The sequence below is a fragment of the Thioclava arctica genome, assembly GCF_040892615.1.
GTDB classification, from domain to species: domain Bacteria; phylum Pseudomonadota; class Alphaproteobacteria; order Rhodobacterales; family Rhodobacteraceae; genus Thioclava; species Thioclava arctica.
The window spans coordinates 18,419-28,200 of the sequence record NZ_JBFRYC010000021.1; the positions used below are offsets into that span (position 1 = coordinate 18,419).

Annotated in this window: 8 protein-coding genes and 3 pseudogenes; 5 read left to right on the forward strand and 6 right to left on the reverse strand. The window is 57.6% G+C overall.

The annotated features are described in order from the left end of the window. Positions 1-114: 114 nt before the first annotated feature. From AB4874_RS18710 to AB4874_RS18720, 3 genes are read left to right on the forward strand one after another with little or no spacing between them, the layout of a single operon-like run. Entirely contained in the window at positions 115-1,089 is a 975-nt protein-coding gene (locus tag AB4874_RS18710; protein ID WP_368393125.1) for an ABC transporter permease, read from the forward strand. A 10-nt stretch (positions 1,090-1,099) separates the two neighbouring features. Then, positions 1,100-2,089, forward strand: a complete 990-nt coding sequence (locus tag AB4874_RS18715) for an ABC transporter permease (protein ID WP_368393126.1) — start codon at positions 1,100-1,102, stop codon at positions 2,087-2,089. Further along, the gene (locus AB4874_RS18720) at positions 2,086-3,618 is read left to right on the forward strand and encodes a sugar ABC transporter ATP-binding protein (RefSeq protein ID WP_368393127.1); all 1,533 of its coding nucleotides are present in this window, start codon (positions 2,086-2,088) and stop codon (positions 3,616-3,618) included. Before AB4874_RS18715 ends, AB4874_RS18720 begins: the two co-directional genes overlap by 4 nt. 63 nt (positions 3,619-3,681) lie before the next feature. Here AB4874_RS18720 and AB4874_RS18725 read toward each other — a convergent pair. The 5 genes and pseudogenes from AB4874_RS18725 to ehuB form a co-directional block, all read right to left on the reverse strand. After that, positions 3,682-4,383 (reverse strand): annotated as a pseudogene (locus tag AB4874_RS18725) (IS6 family transposase). Positions 4,384-4,471: 88 nt separating this feature from the next. Then, entirely contained in the window at positions 4,472-5,290 is an 819-nt protein-coding gene (gene ehuA / locus AB4874_RS18730; protein ID WP_438273505.1) for an ectoine/hydroxyectoine ABC transporter ATP-binding protein EhuA, read from the reverse strand. Continuing rightward, on the reverse strand, positions 5,290-5,961 hold the full coding sequence (gene ehuD, locus AB4874_RS18735; RefSeq protein WP_368393129.1) for an ectoine/hydroxyectoine ABC transporter permease subunit EhuD: 672 nt from the start codon (positions 5,959-5,961) through the stop codon (positions 5,290-5,292). The genes ehuA and ehuD overlap by 1 nt, the downstream gene beginning before the upstream one ends. Position 5,962: 1 nt before the next feature. Further along, positions 5,963-6,628, reverse strand: coding sequence for an ectoine/hydroxyectoine ABC transporter permease subunit EhuC (ehuC, locus tag AB4874_RS18740; protein ID WP_368393130.1), 666 nt, complete (start codon positions 6,626-6,628; stop codon positions 5,963-5,965). 87 nt (positions 6,629-6,715) lie between these two features. Then, a complete protein-coding gene (gene ehuB, locus AB4874_RS18745; RefSeq protein ID WP_368393131.1) occupies positions 6,716-7,558 on the reverse strand; it encodes an ectoine/hydroxyectoine ABC transporter substrate-binding protein EhuB in 843 nt (280 codons plus the stop codon). A gap of 163 nt (positions 7,559-7,721) precedes the next feature. Between ehuB and AB4874_RS18750 the strand changes: the two genes are divergently transcribed. Next, on the forward strand, positions 7,722-8,507 hold the full coding sequence (locus tag AB4874_RS18750) for a GntR family transcriptional regulator (protein WP_368393132.1): 786 nt from the start codon (positions 7,722-7,724) through the stop codon (positions 8,505-8,507). Between the two features lie 64 nt (positions 8,508-8,571). Here AB4874_RS18750 and AB4874_RS18755 read toward each other — a convergent pair. Beyond that, positions 8,572-9,341: pseudogene (locus AB4874_RS18755) on the reverse strand (IS6 family transposase). On the opposite strand from AB4874_RS18755, the pseudogene AB4874_RS18760 reads away from it, so the two are divergent. Further along, positions 9,327-9,662: pseudogene (locus AB4874_RS18760) on the forward strand (site-specific integrase); the annotation flags it as partial. The pseudogenes AB4874_RS18755 and AB4874_RS18760 overlap by 15 nt on opposite strands. Positions 9,663-9,782 lie beyond the last annotated feature (120 nt).

The window sequence follows — 9,782 nt, forward strand, 5'->3', positions numbered from 1 at the left end:
GCATGCAGGCACCAGATCAAGGAGGAGCACATGGCGGATACGCGCCTTGAGACACCCGCCAAAAGGGCAGGTCACAGCAGCCCAAATACGGGCGGAAAACACAACGGAGGAGGCATGGCCCATTCAGGGTTGAAGTCCTTTGCGGGACTTATGGCACGACAGGGAATTCTTGTAGCCTTCGTGTTGTTTCTAATCGCATTTTCGGTGTTTTCCGATCGGTTCTTATCGGCGGAAAACATCTTTTCGGTGGTGCGGTCCTCGGCGATCATCGGGGTCATGGCGCTTGGCGTCACCGTCGTGGTGATTGGCGGCAATCTCGATCTGTCAGTGGGCTCGATGCTGTCATTCTCGACGGTTCTTGTGGTTGATCTTCACGATAAGATCGGGCCGGGTCCGGCGATTGTTGTGATGGTAGCAGCCACATTGTGTCTTGGCGCGATCAACGGACTTTTGGTGGGGGTCGCGCGGCTCAATTCGCTGATCGTCACACTTGGGATGCTGTCGGCCATTCAGGGCCTGACCCTGATCTATAGCGGTGGCAAGAACGTCGATATCGTCCATCAAGACGCCACCTGGTTTAAGGTGTTCGGGCGCGGCTACATTGCCGATATCCCGACCCCGATCGTGATCTTCGCAGTTTGCGCCATCGTGCTGCATGTGATGATGGCCTACACCCCGTTCGGACGCCGGATCTACGCCACGGGCGGCAATGCGACGGCGGCAGTGTTTTCGGGCATCCGGCGCAGCCGCGTGGTGTTTCTGACCTACCTGATCTCGGCGCTGACGGTGGCGATTGCGGCTATTATTCTGGGCAGCCGGGTGATGGGGTCGCAAAACAATGTCGGCCAAGGCTATGAACTGCAAGTTCTGGCGGGCGTGATCTTAGGGGGCACCTCGCTTTTGGGTGGCTCGGGCACGATCTGGAAATCGGTGATCGGGGTGCTGATCCTGGGCTTCATCCAGAACGGTCTCTTGCTGCTTGGCTTTGAATATTATGTGCAGTGGCTGGTGACATGGGTCGTCATCATCCTCGCCGTCTGGCTCGATATCGCAGCCAAGCGCGGCCGTCTGCTCTCGCCCATCGCATAAGGAGGGGATCATGTCACAATCGGTTCTCAAATCTCCGCTGGGCTGGCTGGCTGGCAACCCGATCTGGGGCTTCATCGCGCTGATCTTCATCTTCTTCAGCTTTGCCAACCCGTATTTCTTCGCTCTGCAAAATTTCCAGAATATCCTTGTGCAGACCTCGACCATCGGGGTGATCGCACTGGGGATGACGTTGGTGATGATCAACGGCAATATCGATCTGAGCGTCGGGGCCGTTGTCGCCCTAGCTGCCAGTCTGTGTGTCGATATTCAGGGTTGGAGCCTGTTTGCCGATTGGGGCAACTGGGCGATATTGCCCGGTGTGGTCGCCGCCCTTGTGGCGGGCACCGCCTTGGGCGCGCTAAACGGGCTGATCGTGTGGAAAACCGGGGTGGATGCGTTCATCGTCACGCTGGGCGCGATGTTGGGCGTGCGCGGGTTGGTCTTTGTTTACACCAAAGAGCAGTCCTTTTTTGCGGCGAACTTCTCGTTTTCGGATTTCGGATCCAGCAGCATCGGCCCGATCCCGACCTTGGCCGCGCTGTTTCTGATTTGCACTGCCATCGTGCATTTCGTGCTTTCGCGCACCGTGCATGGACGCAACATCTATGCGGTGGGCGGCAATCGGTCAGCAGCCGTGAATGCGGGCATACGCGTCGGGCCGCATATGATGATCAACTTCATGATCGTGGGCTTTCTGGCCGCATTGGCGGGCGTCACGCTGTCAAGCCAGATGGGGGCAGCCACGCCCAACCTTGGCACCAATTACGAGCTGTGGGTGATTACCTCGGTCGTGCTTGGGGGCACCAAACTTCAGGGTGGTGCTGGCACGATCATGGGCACGCTGGGCGGGGTTCTGGCGATCGGTATTTTGCGCAACGGTATGAACCTGATGCAGGTGCCAGCCTTCTACGTGCTGGTGATTTTGGGCTCGATCCTGATCGCCGTGCTGTTGTTGGACAAACAGCTTAATCGCAAGGGTAAAGAGGAGCTTCGGCTATGAGCGGATCGCACACCCCCCAAACCGATATCCCCGCGCTGCGCCTTGAGGGCATCGTGAAAACCTTTCCCGGCGTGCGCGCGCTCGATGACGTCAGCTTCGACGTGCGCGCGGGCGAGGTCCATGCGTTGCTGGGCGAGAACGGTGCGGGCAAATCGACCCTGATGAAGGTGCTAGCGGGTATGTATCAACCCGATGAGGGGAGCATCTATATCGAGGGCGAGGCAGTCACCATGCGCAGCCCGCTGGAGGCCAAAGCGCGCGGCGTCGTGTTGATCCACCAAGAGCTGAGCCTGGCCGAAGAAATGTCGGTTGCCGAGAATATCTATCTGGGCGAGCTGCCGCGCAAATCTTTGGGCCGGGTCGATTGGAAAACGCTTCACACCAATGCGCAAGCAATCCTCGACCGCCTCAAGTGTAGCTTTGATTCCAAGACGCAGGTGGGCACGCTCTCGATTGCCAATCAGCAGATGGTCGAGATCGCGCGCGCCCTGACGGTCGATGCCAAGGTGGTTGTGTTTGACGAGCCCACAGCCTCGCTGACAGATGCTGAAAAAGTCGTGCTGTTCGATATCATCAATGATCTCAAAGCGCGTGGGGCAGGGATCGTCTATATCTCGCACCGAATGGACGAGATTTTTACGCTGGCCGATCGGATTTCGGTGCTGCGCGATGGCGGCTATCGAGGCACGTTGATCAAATCCGAGACTAATGAGGACGAGGTGATCCAGCTGATGATCGGGCGCGCGCTTGATCTGACGCGGCGAAAAGTGGCGGCGGCAAAGATCGGTGAGGTGGCGCTACAGGTCGAGGGGCTTAGTTGCGGAAAACTATTTCAGGATGTCAGCTTTGAGCTGCGCGAGGGCGAGGTTCTGGGCTTTTATGGGCTGGTAGGGGCCGGGCGCACCGAGATCGCCGAAACGCTGTTTGGTCTGCGCAAACCCTCGGCAGGGCGCATTTTGATAGACGGCACCGAGGTCGAAATTTCATCACCTGCCGATGCCATCACGAAAGGCATCTCACTGGTGCCCGAAAGCCGCAAGGAACAGGGCCTCGTGCTGGGTATGAATTGTCGTGACAACATCACGTTGCCGCAGGTGGGTGATCTGACCACAGGGCCGTTTGTGTCGGACGGCGCGGAGATTGCGATTTTCGATCATTACTATGATGCGCTCAAGATCAAGACGCCAAGCTGGCGTCAGGCGGTGGGCAACCTGTCAGGCGGTAACCAGCAAAAGATCGTTATCGGTAAATGGCTGGCGATGCATCCGCGCATTCTGATCGTGGACGAGCCGACGCGCGGCATTGATGTCGGGTCCAAATCCGAGATCCACGATCTGATCCGGAAACTTGCAAGCGAAGGCTATGCGGTGATCGTAATTTCCTCGGAAATGCCCGAGGTGATGCATGTTTCTGATCGGATTGCGGCAATGTTTCATGGCCGGATAATGCGCACGTTCACGACCGATGAAGTGACCGAAGACAACCTCGTAGCCGCAATCTCGGGAATCGAAACTGACAAGGTGGCGTGATACCTATGGAGGGTGTTGTCACGTTAACTCGCTGAGGTTGCAAGTTGGCATGCCGATCGTTGATCAAGCAACATTTGCGGCGGATTTCCACGCTTCGAGAGCTTCGAGGCGATGGTAGCGGATGGTGAGAGCGGAACGACGGCGGGCTGGGACAGAGAAGCGATTGCGGGTTGCAGATTGCATCGAGACGAAGCGTTGTAATCCGCCAGGCGATCGGAAGCCCTGCATCACCCGCTCTCGTTTTCGAAATGGCAGGTGACTGTTTTCAGCGCGGTTGTTGCGTCCCTTGTGGAACCGATGATCAAGGCCGGGCGCTACCTCGCGTTTTGCTGCTCCGTAGGAGCGCAGCTTGTCCGTAATGATCCTTTTGGGCACGAAGCCCCAGCGTTTCATCAGCTTGATCAGAAGCCGCTTTGCCGCGCGCTTGTCTCGCCTTGATTACAGGATTTCCTCAAGAACCACGCCATGCTGGTCAACGGCACGCCAAAGCCAGTATGACCGGCCCGCGATCTTCACGACGACTTCGTCCAGATGCCAGACATCGCCAGGGCGTGACCGCCGTCGCCGCAGAACGTGGGCGATCAGAGGGCCAAACTTGACAATCCAGCGCCGGATCGTCTCGTAAGAGACGTCCACGCCGCGTTCCAGCATCAGCTCCTCGACCTCGCGCAGGCTCAGGTTGAACCGGATGTAGAGCCATACAACATGAGCAATGATCTGCGGCGGAAAGCGGTGGCGCTTGTAACTGACGTTTTGATTTTGCATTGACACCGCCTAAGCTTGGATCAACGAATACGCAACGTCAGGCGGCTTAACGTGACAATGCCCTCCGAAGTGGTTAGCGTAACGCCCCCTAGCCCGCCTCTTTCACCGCGCTCAGAAATTGCTGGGTGCGTTCTTTTTGCGGGTTCGAGAACAGCTCGTCGGGCGAATTTTGCTCTTCGATCTTGCCATCAAAGAAGAAACACACACGATCCGAGATGTCCTTGGCAAAGCCCATCTGGTGCGTGACCATGAGCATCGTGAGATTATGCTTATCGACCAGATTGCGGATCACGGTTGTGACCTCGCCGATCACTTCAGGGTCCAATGCGGAGGTCACCTCATCAAACAGCATCACCTTGGGGCGCATCGCCAGCGCTCGCGCAATCGCCACGCGCTGCTGCTGGCCGCCCGACAAACGGGCCGGGTGCTGGTCGCGCTTGTCGGCCATGCCCACCAGTTCCAGAAGTTCTTCGGAGCGCGCGCGGGCCGCAGCTTTTTTCATACCCAGAACCTGCACCGGGCCCTCCATGCAGTTTTCCAGCGCGGTCATATGCGGAAACAGGTTGAAATGCTGGAAACACATCCCGATCTGGGCGCGCATCTGGCGCAGATAGCGCCGATCCGCACGCACCAGCTTGCCGCGCTTTTCCATATGGGTCAGCGGTTTGCCATCGACATAGATGACGCCCTCATTGATCGTCTCAAGCGTCATCAACATGCGCAGCACGGTGGTTTTGCCCGAACCGGACGGCCCGATAATAGTTATCATTTCGCCGGCGGCGACATCCAGATCCAGATTGTCGAGCACCGTCAGCTCGCCATAGCGCTTGCTCACGCGCGAGAACCGCACCATCGGGATGTCATCGCCCGTCAGCTCTAGCGGGTATTGCGAAAAATCTTCGTCCATCATTTCAATCCGAGTTTGCGCCGCACATAGCCTTCGAATATGCGGATAAGCGCTGCGGTGGGCAGCGAGATGGCAAGGAAGATGATCCCCACCAGCGTATAAGGTTCTAGATAGCGGTAGCTTGAGGAACCGATCGCATTAGCGGTGTGCATCAGTTCAGCCACCCCGATCACCGACAGCATCGGCGTATCCTTGAAAATCCCGACAAGATAGTTGCCCATACCCGCCAGCGCTGACGGAATGGCTTGGGGAATGATGACGCGCCAATAGGTCTTGACGGGTGATAGATTCAGCGCGGTGCAGGCCTCCCATTGACCCTTGGGCACAGCTTGCAGCCCGCCGCGATACACTTCGGACAGATAGGCCGAATAATGCAGGCCGATTGCGATCATTCCCGCCGTCCACGGCCCAAGCCGCAGGCCAAATTGCGGGCCCACATAATAGACAAAGAAGATCTGCAAGATGAGTGGCGTGGAGCGGATGAATTCGACAAATTCCCGGATCACAAAGGTCACCGCGCGTGACGGGGTGCGTTGCGCCAGCGCCAAGATCAAGCCCAGCACCACCGCAATCGCGTAGCCCAGACCCGCTGCCAGAAAGGTGTTGAGCGCGGCATGCAACAGCTTGGGCAGGATTTCCCATGTGAAGGCCCAGTTCCAGCTAAACGGCATCTCAGGCCCCCCCGAGCTTGCGGCGCATGACCCGTTCAAGCCAGCGCATGAACGGCGTCACGATGAACCGCGCGAGCACATAATAAATGATCAGCGCCGTGCCAAAAGTCTGGGCCGACAGAAAGGTCGAACCATTGATCTGCTTGGCTTCAAACATCAGATCCGAGACCGAAATCAGCGCCACAAGGGCTGTGTTTTTCAGCAGCTCGATCAACAGGTTGCCCCATGGCGGCAGCATATTGACAAAGGCTTGGGGCAAGATGATGCGCCACATACGTTTGAGCGGACTCAGCGACAGCGCATAGGCGGCTTCCCATTGGCCTTTGGGGACCGATTGAATGCCCCCGCGCACCAGTTCGGCCCCATAGGCGCCCAAATTCATCCCCACGGCCACAAAGCCTGCGGTGAATTTCTCGAAGGTAAGGCCAAACAGCGGCAGCACGAAAAAGATCCAATAGAGCTGGACCAGAAGTGAGGTGCCGCGAAAAAACTCGATGTAGACCACGGCCACGCCCCGGATCAGCCGGTTACGCGACAGTTTCATCAGCCCTGCCAGCAACGCGATACAGATCGCCAGCAATGTGGCCAGAAAGAACTGCTCTGCCGTCACAAGCGTGCCGTCCCAGAAACGGTGGCCATATTCTTTCAGAAAGTCGATATAGCTCATTCCCGGCGCGCCATTTCATAGATGTCTGAGGGGGCGTGAAGCGGGACGCGCCGCGCATGCAGCGCGCCCCGAACGACAGCAGGCGACTTATTTCATTGCGCAGGCTTGAGCTGCGGTCTTGTCGCCGGGCAGGTTGGCTTTGGTATAGCCGTATTGCTCAACCGCCTTCATCATCTCGGGCGAACCAAGATATTTCTTCTGAGCAGCGTTGAACTTCTTCACGAAATCCGAGTCGTTCTTACGAAACCCGATACCGACCCAGCTTTGGGTCCATTCCGGCAGTTGCGTCGCGTCCGACACTTCCAGCGCGCCATTTGATTGCTTGGCCAGGTTCTGCGCGGTGAAATAGGTCACCCCGCCCGCATCGGCGCGACCTGCGCGCACGGCGGCGAGAATCTCGGTCGGGCCGGGCACGGTCATCACGTGATCATCCGGAATGCCGCCTTTTTTCGCCGATTCCACCTGATTATAACCAGCCCCCGTAACGAACATCGCGCCCGCCTTGGCGATCTGGCTATAGTTGTTCAGATTCTTCGGGTTGCCTTTGGGCACGACAAACGCATCACCCACTTTCGCCATCGGCTCCGAGAAATCGACGTTCTGGCAGCGCGAGTTCAGGATATACAGCCCGCCCGTCACCATATCGAAGCGCCCGGCGTTGAGGCCCGGAATCAACCCGCCCCAATCGGTCACAACGGGTGTCACATTGTCATAGCCCATCTCGTGAAGCACGCCCAGAACATAGGCGTTCACAAAGCCCAGCGGCTTGTTATTCTCGCCCGGATAGGCCCACGGCACCTCATTGGCAAAGCCGATGCGCACCGGCTCTCCTTTGTTGATGCGGTCCATTAACGGGCCTGCCATCAGGGTCGTGGCGCTGACCGCCAGCGCAATCCCCGCCGAGGCTACAGTTTTGAAAAGTGATTTCATGTGTCTCTCCCTTTTATAATGATTGACGGGGCACGGTGCCTCGCTATTGATGTGTACAACATTAAGGGAATGCCCCGAGTGTCAAGTCGATCACCGCGATTTGCCGAGGAATTTATTGGATATGGACAACACCTGACAAAAAATCGCATTTGTTGTGCACAAGATGAAGCAAAGCGCCCGATTTTCCCCAACCAACTCCAAGCGGCAGGCGGGCGCACCAACCGGAGGGGTTCCGCTGGAAACAGATCCGCTCATTACCGGGCCCAAACGGGCGCGTGAACGCTTTGAGGCGATCCATGCCGAAATTCGCGCACGCATCGTCCTGCTTGATTACCGGCCCGGAACGAAACTGTCAGAAACGCTTCTGGCAGAAGAATTTGCGATGTCGCGCACGCCGATGCGCCGGGTGCTTGCGCGGCTGGAGGATGAGGGACTGCTCAGCTCGAAGCAAGGGGTTGGCACCTTTGTGACCGATGTCGAACCGGAGGAGCTGGGGCAGGTTTACCGGCTGCGCAAAGAGCTGGTGCTGTTGCAAACATCGTTGGATGTGGTGCCCCCCACGCCCGCGCTGGTTGCCCGGATGCAAGAGATCGTGGCGCGTGCGAAGACGTTGCGCATCACCCCCTGCGCGCGCGACTTTTCGCTGCTCGATCAAGAGATGTTCTTGCTGCTACTGGATTTGACCCGCAACGAGCCGCTGCGCATCATGTCCAAGCGCCTGTATTTTCGCACCACCCGAATCTGGCTGCAACAGGTTGCGGGCTCGGAAGCGGCGCTGCTTGAAGAGATTGATGTTTTCGCACGCGAAGCTGCCGAGATCCTGAATGCACTAGAGATCGGCGATCTGGATGCAGTGGGCCATATCCGGCGCGGGCATATCTCGCTGAGTTTTGCGCGCATGAGCGCAGAGCGAGGCTCTGGCCCGCAGGCGAATGGATACATTCGCTGAGAGGTGGAATAACGGCATCGTCAAGTTGTTGCCTTATGCTGAGAAATTGGCGATTTGCGTCAGCTCATGCGGCGAGTTCACCCGCGTATTTGTCCCACTGACGAAATGCATCAGCTCGGTTCTGGCGGAAGGTTGTTGCGTTCATCTTATGACGGCGGGGGCGGAACAGGTTCGCGGTTTCCTCATGGATAGCCAGGAACCTCTGGGCTTGGCGCGAGGATTTGAACCGGCCCTGTATCTTCTCCCGTTTTCGCGTCGGCCTGTGTGATCCTTCAACGCGATTATTCAGCCCCTTGTGCACTCGGTGGTCCAGCTCCAACCCAAGCTTGCGTAAGGCCGCGCCGTAGCTGCGCAACTTGTCTGTAATGATGACACGCGGTATGCCCAGCGGGCGATCAACCTGGAAATGAACCGTTTGGCAGCACGTGCATTTCGGAGGGTTTGTATCAGAATGTCGAGAACCTCGCCGTTGCTGTCTACGGCACGCCATAGCCAATGTTTCTTCCCCCGGATCGCGATCACCACTTCATCCAAATGCCATTTGTCGGTCGGCTGTTTGCGCGGCGCCCGGACACGCTTCGCTATCTGCGGGCCAAATTTCCCGACCCATGCCAGGATGGTTTCATAGCTTACGGTGACGCCGCGCTCGGCAAGGAGATCCTCAACGTCCCGCAAGCTGAGCGCAAAGCGATGGTATGCCCAAACCGCGTAGGAAATGATGGACCGTGGGAAGCGGTAACCCTTTATGCGGGGCTGGGGAATTGGGCTGATCATTCGCAAGCGCCACCGCCGGCATGATGGCACGTCAACAACTTGACGATGCCGCCCAAACATGTCTGGGCGATCCGTGTCAGGCTAGAACTAGCCGAAAACCATCGGGATCTGGCTCTGTTCAATATGGCCATTGATAGCAAATTGCGCGGGTGTGATCTTGTGCAGATGAAAGTCGTCGATGTAATGGCGTCCGGCCAGATCAAGAAACGGGCATCGGTGTTGCAAAGCAAAACCCAAAAACCGGTCCGGTTCGAGATTTCCGAAGGCACCCGCGCCTCGGTGGCGAAGTGGATGGAAGATCCGTTGATGGTCGGATCCGAATTTCTCTGGCCTGGTCGTTTTCACGAGCGCCTGCACATCTCAACGCGCCAATATGCTCGTGAGCAGCCCCACTTGAATGGTCCAAACTAAAAGTTAGTGCATGATCGGCCTTTGGTCCATCGTTACGATGGCCTCAGGCGCAGGTGGGCGATAGCCCAGGGCACTATGGGGTCGTTTGGT